This window comes from Pseudonocardia sp. NPDC049635 (assembly GCF_040659795.1).
Classification (GTDB): domain Bacteria; phylum Actinomycetota; class Actinomycetes; order Mycobacteriales; family Pseudonocardiaceae; genus Pseudonocardia.
The window spans coordinates 49,119-64,200 of record NZ_JBFAON010000025.1; the positions used below are offsets into that span (position 1 = coordinate 49,119).

The following is a 15,082-nucleotide window of genomic DNA, read 5'->3' on the forward strand; positions in this document are numbered from 1 at the left end:
TGCGGATCATCGGGGGAACACCTCCCCCGCCGGGGCAGTGCCGGTGCGGGTGCGGTGGTCGGCGATGACGCGCAGCTGCCGGGCCCAGTTCCCGTGCTGGATCGCGCGGGACGCCCACACCTCGTGGGGGTCGCTGCCGGGGCGGTGCCGGTCGGCGTGCCGCCAGCACTCGACGGCGTTCGCGAGGTGCCGGGCGCGGAGGGTGCGCAGGTCGGCGACGGTGAGAAGCGGTGTGCGGGTCGAGGTGAGGGCGGGGGCGCTCATCGGACGGTCGCCCGCTCGTCGCGCTCGGCCATCCGCGCCCACGCGGCGCCGCGGACCTCGCAGCGGCCACCGGGGATGGGGCCGTCGACGGGGAACGTGCAGCCGCAGCGGAGGCAGCGGGTGTGCCCGGCGGGGACGCCGTAGGTGGGGTGGTGGAGCCGGCCGGGTTCGGGGTCGGGTTCGTGCTTGCGGTCGAGCGCCGAGGGCACGTCGAGGACGTCGAGGGTGGGCACAGGTGTCTCCTGGGGTGCGAGGTGGTGCCGGTCCGGGCGCCGATGGGGGCGGCGCGCCGGGGGCGGGCTACTGGCTGGTGCGGGCGGCGACGTGCGCGGTGCGGCCGTCGCGGTGCTCGAGGTATGCCTCGCCGGTGTCGGTGTCGTGGGCGATGACGTCCCAGCCGCGGGCGGCCTGGTCGGCGATCCATTCGGCGATCGGCCGCCACACGGTCGTTTCACCGGCGGCGGCGCCGGTGCGGGTGTGGAATCGGACCGCGGAGTGTGGGCGGGCGCGGCCGCCGTCGTGGCGGATGCAGGACACGCACGAGCGGGGGCGTCGGATCTCGACGCGGACGGCGGTGCGGGTGGGCATGACGGCGGGGGACGGTGGCGCCGGTCGGTCGGCGAGGACGGTCATGGTGGTGCTCCTGGGGTGGTGGGGTGGCGCCGCCCCGGATGGGGCCGGGGCGGCGCCGGTGGTGTGGGCAGGATGCCCGGGGGGTCCGTCAGTAGACGAGGTCCCAGTCGGCGGCGGGGGCGGCGATCTCGCTGCCGTCGAGGAGCGCGATGTTGATGACGTTGGGGTCGAGGGCGGAGGTGCCGAGGAACTCGGCGACGTCGCCGGTGCGGGTGTTCTCGACGGAGCGGCCGAGGTTGGCGGGGGTGAAGTCCTTGGCGCGGTTCATGGTGTTGCCTCCTGGGGTGCCGTTCGTGCGTATACCCTTACGGTACGTCGCTCGCCCCCGCTACGTCAACACCCCTACCGGAGCTGGCGGGCCGGCCGACCACCCAGCCGACTCGTCCCCAGATCCGCGCGCCGCCCCGCCTCCACGCCCGCCAGCAGCGCCTCCCGATCGGTGACCCGGCTCGACCGCGGCTTACCGACCGCCGCGTGCAGCCCCCGGGCGTAGCTCTCCGCCGCCGCCGACCGGTCCGCCAGCACCAACTCCGCACCCGTGCCCGCCGCCGCCTCGGTGACCTTCTCCGTGAGCCGCTCCTCCACCGCCGACGCAAACCCCACGTACCAGGCGCGACGCGCCGCACGGACGTCCGCCGCGGTGGCCCCGATGACGTTCCGCGGTTGCACCCGGGCGACCTGGTTCGTCGCCTGGAGCAGCAGCGACGTGTACAGCAGCTCGACCCGCTCGCGGTCCGACCGGCGGCCGTAGACCGTGCACCGCTCCGGGTCCTGGGCCCGCTTGCGGTGCCACTCCAGCACGTAGCAGTTCATGGCGCGGGCGATCCCACCGAGCAGCCGTGCCCGTGCCCGGCCGTAGGCGCCGGACATGTCGACCGACGTCTCGCCCATCTCGTCGGCCTCGACCGGCCCGGTGACGAGGGCCTCGTCGACGGCGTGCCGTGCCATCAGCTCGAACGCCTTGCCGCGGAACACCTCGGCCTCCTCGGCGTACGGGGTGTTCTCGGCCTGCGCGAGGAGTCCGCGGATCCGGGACAGAGTCGATTCGGACGGGCCGCCGGTGGCGGGCGGGGTGACGTGGCTGGTGGCGTTGGTCATGGGGTTCTCCTGGGGTGCGAGGTGTGGCGTGCGTGGCCGGGGGGGGCGGGATGGGGCCCGCCCCCCGGGCCGGGGGTGGTCAGGCTGCGGTGGCGCGCTCGGCGGCCTGGGCGGCGCGGAGCTGCGGGGCGAGGGTGTCGGCGATGAACTCCTTGAGCTCGGCGTTTCGGCGCTCCCAGCCGGGGCGGGCGGGGGCGGTGGGGAGGTCGAACTCGAAGCTGGCGGCGACCGCGGCGATGCGGTCGGCGATCTGGTCGGCGGTGGCGGGGCGGGTGGTCATGTCGTCCTCCGGGTGATCGGCGGTGCGTACATCTATACGGTACATCACGGCGTCCGGCTACGTCAACACCCTCCGGTGATTCGATCGGAACCAGTCCGGCCTGGAATGGATCCGACAAGTAGTCCGGTCCCCGCCCGCCGCCTCGCCACTCGGATCCGCGCGCCCGCTTCGCCACCCTCACCGCGAGCCGCCTCGCCGCTCGAGAAGTTCGATGCAACCTAGATCGACTTGCCGTCCGCCCGGTGTAACGCTGCTCTAGCAGATTGCGAGTTTCGTCCGTGCACGGGATTCAACAGGGGCGCCGGAGGCGCAGGTGGGTCGCGGGACTCATCGGTCTTCTTGTCGTTTCAGCGGCTGCCGTTGGACTATTCTTCTGGCTAGCTGGCTCATCCGATACTCGGCAGGCCTCATCCCAAGCGAACGAGATGGTGGATCACGCGCCACCTCCCGTAGACCCGGGGCGCGACCTCCAGTATCTCCGCGGGGAAGGCGCACCGCTCATGGAGATGCACGAGGGAGCGGGCATCGTTGTGGCGAATAGCGCAGTGACCGAGGACTGTCAAGCGGTTACAGCGACGCTGAACGAGCGTGCCCCGCTGGAACAGCTGACGGATCTACTCGCAGGCGTTGGCGATACTCCGCTGCGTGAGTACCTCTCGAACGAGACCGTCGCCCTCGCCGATGTGCTTGCACACTGCCTCTCGCCAACGTCACCACCCTCGGACACAGCCATCGCCGAACTACAGGTTGCAGAGGCTGCAGTGAAGCGACGACTCGCGGACATGGGGTGGACGCGATGAGAAGGCGAACGGCCTGGGTCTTCAGCGCAGTCGTTGCCGTGCTGCTCACTGGAGTTGGAGTGCCTGCCCAAGCTGCTGAGCCCCGTCATCGGTCGTGGCTTGCACTCGGCGACTCCTACTCATCAGGCGAGGGAATCTCAGGAACGGAGCCGCCCGCGAGTGGCGAGTCTGAATGCGCCCGAGCGACTGGTCGGGGAACGAATGCTACCGCTTGGGCTGTCGGCGCCCACCGCGAGGTCAGCGCCGAACTCGGATTGCAGCAGATCCAACTCGTAGCCTGTACCGGTGCCATCACCGACGACGTTAACAAGCAGGTCGATGAAGCTACGCAAAAGAGTGGCCACGCCCAAAGGACCTGGGATATCGTCAGCTTCAGCTTCGGCGGAAATAACCTCGGATTCGTTCCGATCCTCACGGGTTGCCTTATTCTAAACAAGCCGGGCCGATGGGGGGACCTCCTCCGACCCGGGTGTGACGTGAAAGAAGCGGAGATCAACCGTCGCGTTGATGTCATGGCTGGGCGAGAACCGTTCGATCCCCGGGGACTTGAAGGAGAACTGACCTGGCCAGCGCTCTACGACCGCGTCGCAGAGATCGTTGAACCAGGTGGAGACGTCTTAGTTCTCGGGTATCCGAGAATCATAGAGGAACCGGATCGCTGGCCATTATATTTGTCAACTTGGGCGGGCCCCTATTCGGCCACTCTGGCGAGCTGTCAACTGATTCACCGAGACGACGTTCCCATGTTGCGCCGAGTCAGTGACTATGTAAACGGAGCATTGAGGGAAACTGTCGAGTCTGCGGACGCCCGCCACTCCCCCAACGGAGTTCGATTCCACTTCCTGAACATCGCGGAATCAGTATATGAAACCGGCGGTGAATCCCATCAACGTCACAACTTGTGCTCGGATGACCCTTATTTGAACGGAATAACCGTCGGCCTCACTTCTGGAGACTTTCGGGGAAAGCGCTCCTTTCATCCCAACCAGAAGGGTCATGATGCCACGGCAGCCGTCGTCGCCAATCACGTTCGCGACGAGGTGACCTTCGATGACGCTCCACGCCCGACCGGTACAGTATTGAATAATGTCGACTGGACGTCATTGATTCAGAATCGACTGGACTGCGTGACCGGTCGGGTCGAATTGTACGGCGAGCCCGAGCGATTTGACGTTAACGGTGATGGCGCCGTGGACGCAGTGGTCGAATATAGCTGCTTCCAGCCCACGTCCTCCGGCTTCTCCCAGGTGGAAGTTTTCGATGGCGCCTCACGTACCGGTTCGATAGAGAGTCTCGGGATTATCCTCGCCCGACCTGCGGATGACGACTGGGCCGAAGCCATCCAAACAGGTATGAAAGTCTATTCAACATCCTTCGACGGAAGGACTATCACCCTTCGCGGCCGGATGTATCAGTATGACGATCCGAATGGTTGTCCCTCACTTGATGGGTCCCTTGAGGCCACCTGGACGGCTGAAGGATTCTCGATAGCCCCACTCGTCGTCCAGGCCACAGAGACCTGCTGAGAGAGGCCGCGGTCAACCCTGGTGAAAGGCTGGCAGCGTCAGCCGGGCCGGGCCGGGCCGGGCCCTGGCCCGGTCAGGTGGAGCCAAGTCGATGCCGCGCCACCGACTGAGGGCCCTTGGGTTCGCCGGCCGGCCGTGGCGGCGGCAAGCTCGGCGACGAGGCCCAGGATGAGGCCCCGACTCGGGGTCAGCCGTCACCCGACAGCGGTGGCCGCCCCGGACCCGGCCGGTCCCGCAGCTCCGCCGCGGCCGCCTCCGCCTGGTGCCGGGTCCACCGGCCCGGCCGCACCGGCTCCGGGAACCCGGGCGTCGCCTTGACCAGCTCGTAGAACCGCGACCGCGACAGCGGCGCCTCCCCCGGCCGGGCGAGCATCTCGCAGAACTCGTCCACGCCGACCAGCTGCGCGCGTTCCCGGGCACGGGCCTTCCGGGTGAGCTCGGCATCCGACGTCGCGGACAGCTCCTCGACCGCGACCCGCATGACGCCGAGGGCGTGCACGGCGTCCAGGGCGACGCGGTGCAGCTCGGCGAGCGCCGCCGCGACGCCGCGGGCGTCAGTCGAGCCGGCGAGGACGGTCCAGGAGGCCAGGTGAGCGTCGTCGTCGGCCCCCTGGCCGTGGCTGGTCATGACGATTCGGGCGCCGTCGATGTTGTCGGTGACCCGCCGCCCGATGTCGCGGACGTTGTTGTCGTCGAGCGGCGGGTCGGTGTGCAGGGTGAGGGTGAGGCCGTAGCTCGGGGTGGTGGTCATGTCGGCGACCGTACCGTAATCCCGGACTCTCTGTCCGGAATATTGCGTTCCCGGGCGTGGCCTGCTGTTCTGACCTGGGCCGGACCGCCCCCGGTGTGAGCGGGGGCGGCCCGGTGTCATCCGGTCAGTTGAGGGGCGGGAACCCGCCGCGCGGGTCGTAGTCCCACTCGAGCCCGTACTCGACGATCAGGATCAGCAGGAGCATCCGGAGGACGTCCTCCCAGTCCGGGTCGGTCAGGGGCCGCGCGTCGAGCACGCGGCCGGTACGGGTGACCGGCGACCAGAACGCGAGGTCCCCGTTCGCGATGGTCCAGGGCCAGCCCTGGTCGCTCATCGCGAGGAGGATCCGCGCCCCCAGGTCGCTTTCCATCGTGTCGTTCTCCTTTCGTTCGGTACGCCCGATTGCGTACACCCTTACGGTACATCGTGAGGCTCGCTATGTCAACACCCCGCAGTGAGCCGGCTCGGCATCCGATCCGGTGGGGGTGTTGACGTAGCACCTCCCATCATGTACCGTATGGGTATACGCCGGATCGAACGAAGGAGCCCCCGATGAACACCGCCACCCGCCCCGCCCTCGCCCAGGTCCTCGACGCCCGCGCCACGATGGCCGAGCGCCAGTACGTCGCCGCGCAGGAGAAGTTCGCCGCCGAGGCTGGGCAGGACGCCGGTTACGCCGTCGCGTGGACCGCGAAGGAGCTGATCACCCGCCAGCTGGAGGCGGCCACGCTCCGGGCGGTCGCCGACGCCCCGGCCGACCGACAGGCCGCGATGCTGACGCACCGGGTGTGCCAGCTCGCCCGGCTGGACGAGACCGGGCACAGCGACCCGTTCTCGGCGGCGGTCGACCAGGCGAAGGCGGACCTGGGGCGGGCGCTGCGGCGCGAGTTCGTCGACTACCTGGACACGGAGGAGCTGCTCCGGAATCTGTGAGGGGGAACCCCCTCCCCGGGTGGGGTGTTGACATAGTCGCCCTCCGGATGTACCGTATAGGTATACGCACCGCACGAACGAAGGAGCACACCATGACCCCCGCCGAGATCCTCACCCGGGCCCTCCGCCACGAGACCGCCACCATCCGCGACACCCCCGCCGGCGCCCACATCGCCCCCGACGGCGACCCCGCCCGCATCGTCGCCACCCTCCACGCCTTCGCCTGGACCCACCACGTCAACCCCGACGGCACCATCACCGTCCCCGCCGCCGCGTTCGCCTGACCCCCCGACCACCACCCCGCCCGGAGGACGCCATGACCGCCACCGCCACCCGCATCGAGATCGAGGGCATCCACGTCGACGTCCGCGACGACGGCATGGTCCTCGACCCCTGCACCCGCTGCGCCAGCAACGGCGAGATCCAGGCGTTCCGCCGGATCCAGGGCGGCATCTGCTTCGGCTGCGGCGGCACCGGCGGTGACTGGATGACCCCCGACGACGCCGCCCGCAAGTTCCGCCGTCGCCGCAAGGACCGGGAACGCCGCGACGCCAAGCGGGCCGCGAAGCTCGCCGCCCGCGACGCCGACGCCGACCGGTTCGCCGCCGACCACCCCGAGCTGGCCGCGCTGCTCCTCGACCTCCTGGAGGAGGGCGGGCCGCAGCGGCGGAAGGCGCACCCGATCCTCGTGGACATGGCCGAGCGGTTCGCCCAGTACCGCACCCTGACCGACAAGCAGGTGGAGCTCGCCGAGCGGCTCCGCCGGGAGAGCGCCGAGCGGGACGCGGCGCGGGCTGCGGAGCGTGCCACCGCCGAGCCGGCACCCGAGGGGCGCACCGTCGTCACCGGGGAGATCGTCGGCGTCAAGGTCACCGAGTCCGGGTTCGGCTACCACCGGTCGCTGGTGTTCCGGATGACCGTCCGCGACGACCGCGGGTTCCGGGTGAACACCACGATCCCGCGGGACCTGGTCAGCGAGGCCCACGACGCCGGTGGCCGCGCCGACGACCTCCGCGGCCGCCGGGTGACGTTCACGGCGACCCTGACCCCGTCCGACGACGACCCGACGTTCGCGTTCGGGAAGCGCCCCACGAAGGCCGGTCTGCTGGCGGTGGAGTCGTAACCGCGGCCCGGCCGCACATCGCCCGCTACGTCGTCGAGGTCGACACTGCCGCCCACGACGACGTGAAGGCCGGCCGGACGGCGACCCGCACGTCCCGGGTGGCGTTGGTCGCGGCGAACGACACCGACGCTGTCCTCGTCGCCGCGCAGATCGCGGCGTGCACGTCGGGTGGGATGCCGACCGCGGCCCGCCTGGTCGACTTCCCCACCTGACCCGGGTGCCGGGCGGGCAGGATGTCGGGGTGGATCTGACTCCGCTCCAGCGTGTCACGCTGTACCGCCTCGTCGACGGCACCCAGTCCGTGGAGACCGCGGACCGGCGGACCCTCCGGTGGCTGCGCCGGTACGGGCTGATCGACGCCGACCATGTCCCCACCGACGAAGGGCGGGAGTATCTGCGGGCCGCCCAGCGAGCGCGGCGACCGCGGCCGGTGCCGCCCGCGTTGCCTGATCCGGCGGGTGGGATGCGGGACGCGATCCGGCGGTGGCAGGGCGGCGACCGCGGGTGACGGGCGTCCCGCACGACGGGCTCGCCAACCTGCCGATCTCCTGACGAGGGTGCACCCGGAGGCGTCCCGGGGCGTCTGATGATGCGACGGACCTGAGCCCCATGCCGGGTCCGCCACCGCACACCCCAGGAGGCCCAGCGTCGTGTCCAAGATCCTCGCCAAGATGACGGCCAGCACCGCCCGCGACTTCGACAAGCGGGCCGCGGCCGCTACGGACCCGGCGAAGCGGGCGAAGCTCACCGCGAAGGCCGACAAGGCGTGGCGGGAGGTCCGCGGCTACGGCGGCGACGTGCCACCGGGCCGGCTCCCCGAAGACCCGGCGCCGGCGCCGGTGGACACCGGCGTGGATGCGGTGACGACGCGACTCCCGGTGACCCGCCCGGCCGGGGCGACACCCCCGCCGGGGGCGGGTCCGTCGCCGACGGGCGGGAAGAAGGAGCCGTCGACGGCCGCGAAGATCGGTGTCGGGTTCGGTGCGGCGCTGCTGCTGTTCGGTGGCTGCTCGATGCTCCTCGGCGGCGGTGACGATGAGCCGGTCGCGGTCGCCGATGCGGAGCCGGCCGCGGAGGCGCCCCCGGTGCCGGGCCCCGACCCCGCACCCGAGGTGGAGCCGGTGGACGGCCCACCGGCCGCGGTGATGGCTGCGTGCCAACGGTCCGCGGACATCATCGGCGAGTGGAACAGCGTCGCCGAGAACCTGGGGTCGGGCGCGAACCTCGACGACGTCGCCGCCGCATCCGATCAGGCGTCCCGGGACATGGCGGACGCCGCGTTGGGCGCCGACGATCCGGGGGTGACCGCAGCGATGCGTGAGGCCGGCGCCATGTACGAGCAGTTGGCGGCCGCGGCCCGCCGGTTCGACACCGCGGAGATCACGCGCCTCGCCGGGGAGTCGGGCGGGGTGTTCCAGGGGGTCGTGTCGGCGTGCCAGGCCGCGGTCCTGGGTTCGTAGTCGTGAGCGGCCTGCGGCGTATCCGTGCCGCTGATGGTGGCGAGGTCCGGCCGCGATAGTCGAACATGTGTGCGACGCTGGCCGGGTGCCGAACGAGTCCCCCGCCCAGCGTCGCGACACCCGGCTCCGGGAGGACCGGGCCCGCACCCACGAGGCCGACGCGGCGCTGCGGCACCGGATCAACGAGGGCCGCTACGCCGGCCTCCGCCACCCCGACGAGCTGTACGTCCTCGCGGCGCTGGTGGAGGCGTGCGCGTTCGAGCTGGACCGGCTGCCACCGCAGACGGGGCGGGCGGCGCTGGCGACGGTGCGGGAGATCCTGGACGACGACCCTGTGAAGCCGGGCCCGGTGGAGCCGCTGACCGGGTTGTGACCCGGGGACCGGTGCGGGACACGGGCCAGGTGACCGCGCCGGGCTCCCGTACTGGTCATCGCCGGCCAGGAGCGGTCCGCGTCCGTGGCGTAACAGCGGCGGTGCGGTCGTCGTTTCACCATGCGTGTCTGGATGCCGTGACTGCCGTACCTGTACCGCCCCCGGAGCTGCGCGGGCGAACCGCACGATGCTGACGGGACTGATGCACCTGTGCACGGCCGGGATCACGTGGGTGGTGTCGCGGTCGTTCATGTCGCACTGCCCCAGCTGCACCCACTTACTGGGTCGGCACGCCCGGCGGGCCGACGGCAGCTTCCTCGACTGAGGTCCCTACCTCTTTCTGCCGGTCCCTCCGCAGTCAGGGCATCGCAGCCTATTGCGCGGATGGTTAAGGGTGTCGTCGCCGGGAATCTGCCCACTGTCCCCGCATCGTCGGCACATCTTCATCGTGAGCGACGCGTAGATCAATCCGCATGGCACGGCGACCATCAAGAAGGCATTTCTTGCCGGGTCAGACCCGTCAGCATCAGCTGCGAAGGCAAGGATAAAGAACAGCAGGGAAACTATCCCGATCGGGACACGTAGGCACACGTCTGTCCTCTTCTCTTGGGTGCGAACAGTCCCCCTGTCGGTTCAAGTCGAACGAACGTTACGTATAGGAATCCCGCTAGGCAAGGAGTCGCCCACCGGAACCGGCTGACCAGCCCCCGAGCGAGTCACCCGCCCAGCGGGCCACACAGGTGGTCAGAAGTAGACCGGGTTTGGGCAGCCGGAACGGTGCACCATGTCGATGCCCCGGCCCATCGAGCCGCACGAGGGGCACGTGAACGCGCCGCTGTAGCCGCCGAATCTGGGACCTTCGTACCGCTCGGGCTCCGACCACTCCATCGCGGACGGGTAGGGCGGCGGCAGCGCAGCTGGGGCGGCCGGCGCCGGCTGGGGTTTCGTGGGCGGTTTCGAGGGGTGGCTGACGTAACCGACTGTGACCTGGGGGAGGCGTCCGGACCCCTCGCAGTAGTGGCAGGGGCGGTGGTCACCCTTCTTTCCGGAGCTTGCGCAGACCCAGCATTTCCGGGTCGGTTCAGGCGGCGCAGCCGGGGCGGGAGGATCCGCAGGCGGCGGCGCCTGGTGTCGTCCGCCGCGCGGCGGGGGCGCCACCGGTTCAGGGGCGCTTCGGGGCGCTGGCCGAGGCGAGTTCCAGGAGATCAGCGCGCAGGCCAGGAGAGTGAGGGCCGCGCCGACGAGTAGGCCGGGGAAGGAGAACACTGCTCACGCTCCTCACTCGATTGTGCGCCGAGGCTACCGGGTCGAGCGCCGCTGCCCCAGTGTTCGCGGTCGAGTAGAACGGACGGTCCCTATGCTGTCGGGCTCACTGTCTCGAGAACGTCGCCTCTTCGACCGGGCCGCGGCCGGTGCGTTGAAGCTCAGCCCGCAGGGTTCCGTCGTCATTCGGGTAGAGATACAGGAATTCCATGTAACACCCGGACATTTTGATATGGGCGACCTCTGAGTCCGCCGCTACGAGTTGGGCCCTGTAAATTGATGTTGAGCACAGCGTCGGTAACTCGTAGCTGCCCACCACGTCACCGGCGTTCCCCTGCTCCAGGGTCAGCCGAATCGGGTACGGCGTGCTGTCACGTTGCGATCTGGCCGGGGTCACGAGCGCTTGCCAGTCGCCGGCATACGCGGCGGGGAGCACCAGGCCGGTCGGAACAGGTTTGTCGGGGATCGGGGCCTCATCCGGGCTAGCGGGGGTGGCCTCGGCTTCGGAGGGTGTGTCGGCGGCAGGGGTCGCCGTGGCGGAGGGCGTGACCGTCACGGTCTGGGTTTGCGTCGCCGTCGGCGATTGCGCGACCGCTTCCTGGCCGGCACCGGAGTTGAGCGCGCCCATCGCGAGGGCGCCGACAAGTAGGCCGACCGCCGCCGCGGCGACGATGACGCTCTTCCGGCCGGGCGGGGGCGGGGGCAGGTCGCTGACAACCGGGGTGTGACCGGGTGGAGGGGCAGCGCGTGTTGCCACCGGCGGCGTGAGCGCGGCGGCCGCGGATGCGGCGAACAGTCCAGCGGTCGCGGGCCGGTCCTCTGGCTCCTTGCTCATCCCCTGACTGATGACCTCGGCGAGTCGTCGCGGGACCTGCGGGTTGACCGCGGACGCGTCCGGGCGGTCGCCGTTGAGGTGCTGGAGCATGACGTGCTCCTGACTCCCGGCGTATGGCGGTTTCCCGGTGACGCATTGGAAGAGGACGCAGGCGAGCGCGTACACGTCGATACGTTGGTCGCTCTTACGGCCGCGGATCCGTTCCGGGGCCAAGTAGTCCAGCGTCCCGAGGACCGCGTTGGTCGAGGTGAGACGCGGGGCGTCGTCGCGCATGGACTTCGTGATCCCGAAGTCGGCGAGGTAGCAGTGCAGTGCGCCACCGCCCGTGGTGGCGGTGTTCGTGACGAGGATGTTGGCGGGCTTGACGTCGCGGTGGAGGAGTTGCTGCGCGTGGGCGGAGTCGAGGGCGCTGGCGATCTGGCCGATGATGAGTGTCGCCTGGTCGGGAGGTAGGGGGCCGTGCTCGGCGAGGATGTGGGCAAGGTCTTTCCCGTCGACGAGTTGCATGTCGATGAAGAAGCGTTCTTCCCAGCGGCCGAAGCGGTTCACCCCGACGATGTGCGGGTTGCGCAGCCCGGCGAGGGCCTCGAACTCGAGTCGGAAGCGGTCGGCGGCCTTGGGGTCGACCGTGCCGTTGATGAGTTTCAGTGCGACGAACTGGCCTGTGGTGGTGTCGCGTGCCCGTACGACGGTGCCCATGCCGCCCGTGCCAAGGGTTTCGTGTAGTTCGTATCGCTCGAACCGCTCTGGCACGCGTCGCTCCTCTGAGGCTGTGGAGCACATCGCTCCGGGGCTGGGCGACGGCTTCGCGGGACATGATCGGTCGCCTGCCTACATCAGGTCGAGCCTGTTCGGGTCGCCGTTACCCCAGGCCGCCGTGTCTCTTTGCAACGCCTTGCCGGGTGGTGGCCGACTATCCGGTAGGGCGCTGCTCGATCAGGTCGAGGGTGACGCTGTGGGCGTCGATATGTGCGGCGAGCGGGTCGGACAGCATGCCGGCGACCTCCAGGAGGTCCCGGTAGCGGGCCGGGAGGTTCGCCCTCAGGAGCGGTTCGTGGTGGGCGGCACGGTTCCGAAGGGTGTGGAGGCGCCCGACGCGGGCGTCGACGTCCTTCTGGCGGGTGCCGGCAGGGAACGCGTGACTGAGTCGTCGAACCCACAGGCCGTGGAGTCGGTTCGCGGTGAGGTAACGCCAGAACCCGAAGTTGATCTCGGCGATCACTTTCCCCGGGTCGGGGGTCGACACCTTCGAGTCCTTGCGGGCTTCCTTGACTGCCTTCGTGATGGCCTTACGGGCCGACTCGTTCGAGTCGTACATGTCGCCGGTCTTGCTATCACGCTTCATCGCGACGGGCAGATGTCGCTTCGGCGCGTAGACCCAGTGAGGGGCGCCGGGTGGGTCTCCGGCGGTCAGGGTGCGGTCGTAGGCGTTGCGGAGCGCCACCTCGAGGTGCCCGAGGTCGTGGAGAAACGACGCCGCGACACGGGCGTTCCAGACGTAATAGTCGAGGGCGGCGGCCCGGTCTGCGTTCGCCTCGGCGAGGTACGGGGCGAATCGAGGAGCGGAAAGCCACAGCTCGACCCAGCCCCCGGTATCCACGTTGTGGCCTCCTGCGCAATCTCGCATCTCGGTGTACGATCGTCGATGAACAGCCCTGGAAGCCCCTGACCCTCGCAGGTCATGCAACCAGGGCTTCATCTTTGTGCGGCCCCGAACCGATCCCGCTGCGGGGTCGACTCATCGGTAGTGAGTTCAGCCTCCCACGGGGTACCGACACCGGTGGTGGGGTACGCCTGGGGTCACGAACGCTCGCCATGGACGGCGGCGTGGATGGCAGACGCGAGCTGTCTCGCCTCCAGGGGTGCGGCGTCTGAGGCGTCGCTGAACGTGTCGAGGATTCGTTCGACGGCGTCGACCCGGCCCTCGACTTCGCGGAGGCTGACGACGTGATCGGCGAACTGTTGGAGGCGGTGAGCGGCGAGTTCTTCTGTTCTGCGGAGGTCCTCGGCGACCCGATCGCGCTCGGCGCGAAGCTGCGCGAGCGCGGCGAGGACGTACTGCGCGTCGTGCTGGTTGAAGCGGGCGGTGCCGGTGTCGGCGAGTGCCTGGAGCTGTGTGAACGCTTCCTGTGATCCAGTGGTCATCGGGGTCCTTTCGCGATCGGGAGGAGGCCTTCCCGCTGGAGACCTTCGTAGCAGTAGCGGCGGATCAGGTCGGACCGGTCGCACCCGGCGCGGGCGGCGGCTCGGTCGAGGAGGTTCCGGGATGTCTCGGCGGTCCGGAACGACACCGGGACGCGGGGCTTCCCGCCGGGGGCGCGGTGCCCCTTCGGCTTCCGTCGGCCGGCCGCGGTCATCCGTCCGCCCCTTGGCGAGCCAGGTGCGCATCCCACGCCCGCTGCCGGGCCTCCCCCGGCCGCCCGGACCGCTGGGTCGGGATCGACGGCGTACGGCGCCGCTGGGTGGCCGAACGGGCACGATCGCGGGCGTCCTCACGGGCCCGGACGGCGCGGGCGCGTTCGGTGCGGTGCGCCGCCGCCTGCGATGCCCGGGACCCGGCGTCGTCCCGGAACGGGTAGCCGTCCTGGTGGCGGCACACCCCCGGCACACCCGACTCCTCACCCGCCCGCACCACGGCCAGCGGCACCGGATCGAGGCGGCGCACCCCGACCGCCCACCCGTCGCAGCCAGCGACCTCGGCGGCCGGGTCGTCGACCCGCTCGACCGACGCCCGCACGGAGTGTCTGACGATCCGCTCCGCCGCCACCTCCACCGACGACAGGGCCCGGCGCATCACCACGACGTCGCCGCGGTCGACGACCTGGCGGAGCCACTGGAGCAGCAGCGCGACGTCCGACATCGCCGGGGACGACACGAACACCCACCGGCGCGGACGATCCGGCGCGGCGGTCACCGGGAACCACCGCCCGTCGCCCGGTGTCCGGGGGTCTCGTGTCCGGGGTCGCCGGGGGCGTTGCGGGGTGTTTGTGCTGGTGGGGGGCTTGTGGTGTGGGCGGACGGGTTGGGGTCGTTTCGGCTGGTGATCGACTTCGGGGTGTCGGGTGGTGTTGCGGGGTGGTCGTGGGTGGTCGGGTTCGGTCCGGTCTTGTCGAGGGTGGTGTAGCGGGACCGGTATTCGGTGATCGTTCGGATGCTGTAGCGCTCGTCGGGAGTGTCATACGTTCCGGTCACCGGGACACCTCCCGGGCGTAGTCGCGGGCCTCGGTGAGCGCGGCCGCGAGGAGGTCCGTCGAGATCGGCGCGTACAGCCACACCCGGGCGGCGTTGTCGACGATCACGGCGACAGCGCACGCGTTGTGGAGGGTCGGGGATGCGACGACGGCGACCGGCAACGTCGGGGACGTCCACCGGGTCGGGTGGTAGTCCTCGGTGTGCGGTTCGTATCCGAGGGCGGCGAGGACCTCGGCTACGTCGGCGACGCTGTCCAGGCGGGCGGGGACGTCGACGTCCGGGGCGGGGTCGGCGGGGAGCAGGTCGTGCACGTGCTTCTCCTGGGGTTCAGGTGGGACCGCCGGCCGGGTGATGGGGGCACCGCGACCAGCGGGTGGAGTGTCATACGTTCCGGGTTGCTGCGGCTCCGGTCAGGGCGAGGCCTGCGAGGTCGGCCAGCACGTGGGCGGTGTCGGCGGTGGGGGTGGACTGGTCGGCGATCACGCGGCACCGTCCGCCGGGAGGCCGGAGCGGCAGCCGTAGGGCGAGCAGCCGTCCGGGTCGCCGTCCTC

General features: G+C 70.3%; 21 protein-coding genes. 8 read left to right on the plus strand and 13 right to left on the minus strand.

Annotation, left to right across the window (positions count from 1 at the left end; genetic code table 11):
- Positions 1–6: 6 nt before the first annotated feature.
- The 6 genes from AB0J24_RS23785 to AB0J24_RS23810 all read right to left on the minus strand — a co-directional run bounded on the left by AB0J24_RS23785 (position 7) and on the right by AB0J24_RS23810 (position 2,275).
- Positions 7–264, minus strand: a complete 258-nt coding sequence (locus tag AB0J24_RS23785; RefSeq protein ID WP_358684992.1) for a hypothetical protein — start codon at positions 262–264, stop codon at positions 7–9.
- Positions 261–497, minus strand: coding sequence for a hypothetical protein (locus tag AB0J24_RS23790; protein WP_358684994.1), 237 nt, complete (start codon positions 495–497; stop codon positions 261–263). The genes AB0J24_RS23785 and AB0J24_RS23790 overlap by 4 nt, the downstream gene beginning before the upstream one ends.
- Before the next feature lie 67 nt (positions 498–564).
- Positions 565–897, minus strand: coding sequence for a hypothetical protein (locus AB0J24_RS23795; protein WP_358684996.1), 333 nt, complete (start codon positions 895–897; stop codon positions 565–567).
- An 88-nt stretch (positions 898–985) separates the two neighbouring features.
- Positions 986–1,165 (minus strand): hypothetical protein, encoded by a 180-nt coding sequence (locus AB0J24_RS23800; RefSeq protein ID WP_358684999.1) that lies wholly within the window; start codon positions 1,163–1,165, stop codon positions 986–988.
- 74 nt (positions 1,166–1,239) lie between these two features.
- Positions 1,240–1,995 carry a DUF2786 domain-containing protein gene (locus tag AB0J24_RS23805; protein ID WP_358685001.1) on the minus strand — a complete coding sequence of 252 codons (756 nt, stop codon included), beginning with the start codon at positions 1,993–1,995 and terminating at the stop codon, positions 1,240–1,242.
- A 79-nt stretch (positions 1,996–2,074) separates the two neighbouring features.
- A complete protein-coding gene (locus AB0J24_RS23810; protein ID WP_358685004.1) occupies positions 2,075–2,275 on the minus strand; it encodes a hypothetical protein in 201 nt (66 codons plus the stop codon).
- A 500-nt stretch (positions 2,276–2,775) separates the two neighbouring features.
- Here AB0J24_RS23810 and AB0J24_RS23815 point away from each other — a divergent pair, with 500 nt between their 5' ends.
- Positions 2,776–3,075, plus strand: coding sequence for a hypothetical protein (locus AB0J24_RS23815; RefSeq protein WP_358685006.1), 300 nt, complete (start codon positions 2,776–2,778; stop codon positions 3,073–3,075).
- A 476-nt stretch (positions 3,076–3,551) separates the two neighbouring features.
- Complete coding sequence (locus AB0J24_RS23820) at positions 3,552–4,601, plus strand: hypothetical protein (protein WP_358685008.1); 1,050 nt, start codon at positions 3,552–3,554, stop codon at positions 4,599–4,601.
- Between the two features lie 187 nt (positions 4,602–4,788).
- Here AB0J24_RS23820 and AB0J24_RS23825 read toward each other — a convergent pair whose 3' ends face one another.
- Both AB0J24_RS23825 and AB0J24_RS23830 read right to left on the minus strand, forming a co-directional pair.
- Positions 4,789–5,352 carry a hypothetical protein gene (locus AB0J24_RS23825; RefSeq protein WP_358685010.1) on the minus strand — a complete coding sequence of 188 codons (564 nt, stop codon included), beginning with the start codon at positions 5,350–5,352 and terminating at the stop codon, positions 4,789–4,791.
- A 124-nt stretch (positions 5,353–5,476) separates the two neighbouring features.
- Complete coding sequence (locus tag AB0J24_RS23830; protein WP_358685012.1) at positions 5,477–5,722, minus strand: hypothetical protein; 246 nt, start codon at positions 5,720–5,722, stop codon at positions 5,477–5,479.
- 182 nt (positions 5,723–5,904) lie between these two features.
- Between AB0J24_RS23830 and AB0J24_RS23835 the strand changes: the two genes are divergently transcribed.
- The 3 genes from AB0J24_RS23835 to AB0J24_RS23845 all read left to right on the plus strand — a co-directional run bounded on the left by AB0J24_RS23835 (position 5,905) and on the right by AB0J24_RS23845 (position 7,408).
- Positions 5,905–6,285, plus strand: a complete 381-nt coding sequence (locus AB0J24_RS23835) for a hypothetical protein (RefSeq protein ID WP_358685014.1) — start codon at positions 5,905–5,907, stop codon at positions 6,283–6,285.
- Between the two features lie 92 nt (positions 6,286–6,377).
- Complete coding sequence (locus AB0J24_RS23840; RefSeq protein WP_358685016.1) at positions 6,378–6,569, plus strand: hypothetical protein; 192 nt, start codon at positions 6,378–6,380, stop codon at positions 6,567–6,569.
- Between the two features lie 32 nt (positions 6,570–6,601).
- Positions 6,602–7,408 carry a hypothetical protein gene (locus AB0J24_RS23845; RefSeq protein ID WP_358685018.1) on the plus strand — a complete coding sequence of 269 codons (807 nt, stop codon included), beginning with the start codon at positions 6,602–6,604 and terminating at the stop codon, positions 7,406–7,408.
- A gap of 25 nt (positions 7,409–7,433) precedes the next feature.
- Here AB0J24_RS23845 and AB0J24_RS23850 read toward each other — a convergent pair whose 3' ends face one another.
- Positions 7,434–7,775: a hypothetical protein gene (locus tag AB0J24_RS23850; protein WP_358685020.1), complete on the minus strand. Its 342-nt coding sequence runs from the start codon at positions 7,773–7,775 to the stop codon at positions 7,434–7,436.
- A gap of 283 nt (positions 7,776–8,058) precedes the next feature.
- Here AB0J24_RS23850 and AB0J24_RS23855 point away from each other — a divergent pair, with 283 nt between their 5' ends.
- Entirely contained in the window at positions 8,059–8,868 is an 810-nt protein-coding gene (locus AB0J24_RS23855) for a hypothetical protein (RefSeq protein WP_358685022.1), read from the plus strand.
- A gap of 85 nt (positions 8,869–8,953) precedes the next feature.
- Positions 8,954–9,241 (plus strand): hypothetical protein, encoded by a 288-nt coding sequence (locus AB0J24_RS23860; protein ID WP_358685024.1) that lies wholly within the window; start codon positions 8,954–8,956, stop codon positions 9,239–9,241.
- A gap of 1,369 nt (positions 9,242–10,610) precedes the next feature.
- Here AB0J24_RS23860 and AB0J24_RS23865 read toward each other — a convergent pair.
- Complete coding sequence (locus AB0J24_RS23865; RefSeq protein ID WP_358685026.1) at positions 10,611–12,092, minus strand: protein kinase; 1,482 nt, start codon at positions 12,090–12,092, stop codon at positions 10,611–10,613.
- Positions 12,093–12,252: 160 nt separating this feature from the next.
- Positions 12,253–12,939: a hypothetical protein gene (locus AB0J24_RS23870; RefSeq protein ID WP_358685029.1), complete on the minus strand. Its 687-nt coding sequence runs from the start codon at positions 12,937–12,939 to the stop codon at positions 12,253–12,255.
- Between the two features lie 347 nt (positions 12,940–13,286).
- Between AB0J24_RS23870 and AB0J24_RS23875 the strand changes: the two genes are divergently transcribed.
- Positions 13,287–13,472: a hypothetical protein gene (locus AB0J24_RS23875; RefSeq protein ID WP_358685031.1), complete on the plus strand. Its 186-nt coding sequence runs from the start codon at positions 13,287–13,289 to the stop codon at positions 13,470–13,472.
- A gap of 220 nt (positions 13,473–13,692) precedes the next feature.
- Here AB0J24_RS23875 and AB0J24_RS23880 read toward each other — a convergent pair whose 3' ends face one another.
- Positions 13,693–14,253, minus strand: coding sequence for a hypothetical protein (locus tag AB0J24_RS23880; RefSeq protein WP_358685034.1), 561 nt, complete (start codon positions 14,251–14,253; stop codon positions 13,693–13,695).
- Between the two features lie 274 nt (positions 14,254–14,527).
- Positions 14,528–14,842, minus strand: a complete 315-nt coding sequence (locus AB0J24_RS23885; protein WP_358685036.1) for a hypothetical protein — start codon at positions 14,840–14,842, stop codon at positions 14,528–14,530.
- Positions 14,843–15,082: the final 240 nt, after the last annotated feature.

Coding starts and splice junctions, on each gene's coding strand:
- AB0J24_RS23785 (WP_358684992.1), bottom strand. CDS start 264: ATGAGCGCCCCCGCCCTCACCTCGACCCGCACACCGCTTCTCACCGTC.
- AB0J24_RS23795 (WP_358684996.1), bottom strand. CDS start 897: ATGACCGTCCTCGCCGACCGACCGGCGCCACCGTCCCCCGCCGTCATG.
- AB0J24_RS23800 (WP_358684999.1), bottom strand. CDS start 1,165: ATGAACCGCGCCAAGGACTTCACCCCCGCCAACCTCGGCCGCTCCGTC.
- AB0J24_RS23805 (WP_358685001.1), bottom strand. CDS start 1,995: ATGACCAACGCCACCAGCCACGTCACCCCGCCCGCCACCGGCGGCCCG.
- AB0J24_RS23810 (WP_358685004.1), bottom strand. CDS start 2,275: ATGACCACCCGCCCCGCCACCGCCGACCAGATCGCCGACCGCATCGCC.
- AB0J24_RS23815 (WP_358685006.1), top strand. CDS start 2,776: ATGGAGATGCACGAGGGAGCGGGCATCGTTGTGGCGAATAGCGCAGTG.
- AB0J24_RS23825 (WP_358685010.1), bottom strand. CDS start 5,352: ATGACCACCACCCCGAGCTACGGCCTCACCCTCACCCTGCACACCGAC.
- AB0J24_RS23830 (WP_358685012.1), bottom strand. CDS start 5,722: ATGGAAAGCGACCTGGGGGCGCGGATCCTCCTCGCGATGAGCGACCAG.
- AB0J24_RS23835 (WP_358685014.1), top strand. CDS start 5,905: ATGAACACCGCCACCCGCCCCGCCCTCGCCCAGGTCCTCGACGCCCGC.
- AB0J24_RS23840 (WP_358685016.1), top strand. CDS start 6,378: ATGACCCCCGCCGAGATCCTCACCCGGGCCCTCCGCCACGAGACCGCC.
- AB0J24_RS23845 (WP_358685018.1), top strand. CDS start 6,602: ATGACCGCCACCGCCACCCGCATCGAGATCGAGGGCATCCACGTCGAC.
- AB0J24_RS23850 (WP_358685020.1), bottom strand. CDS start 7,775: ATGGTCGGCGTCGATCAGCCCGTACCGGCGCAGCCACCGGAGGGTCCG.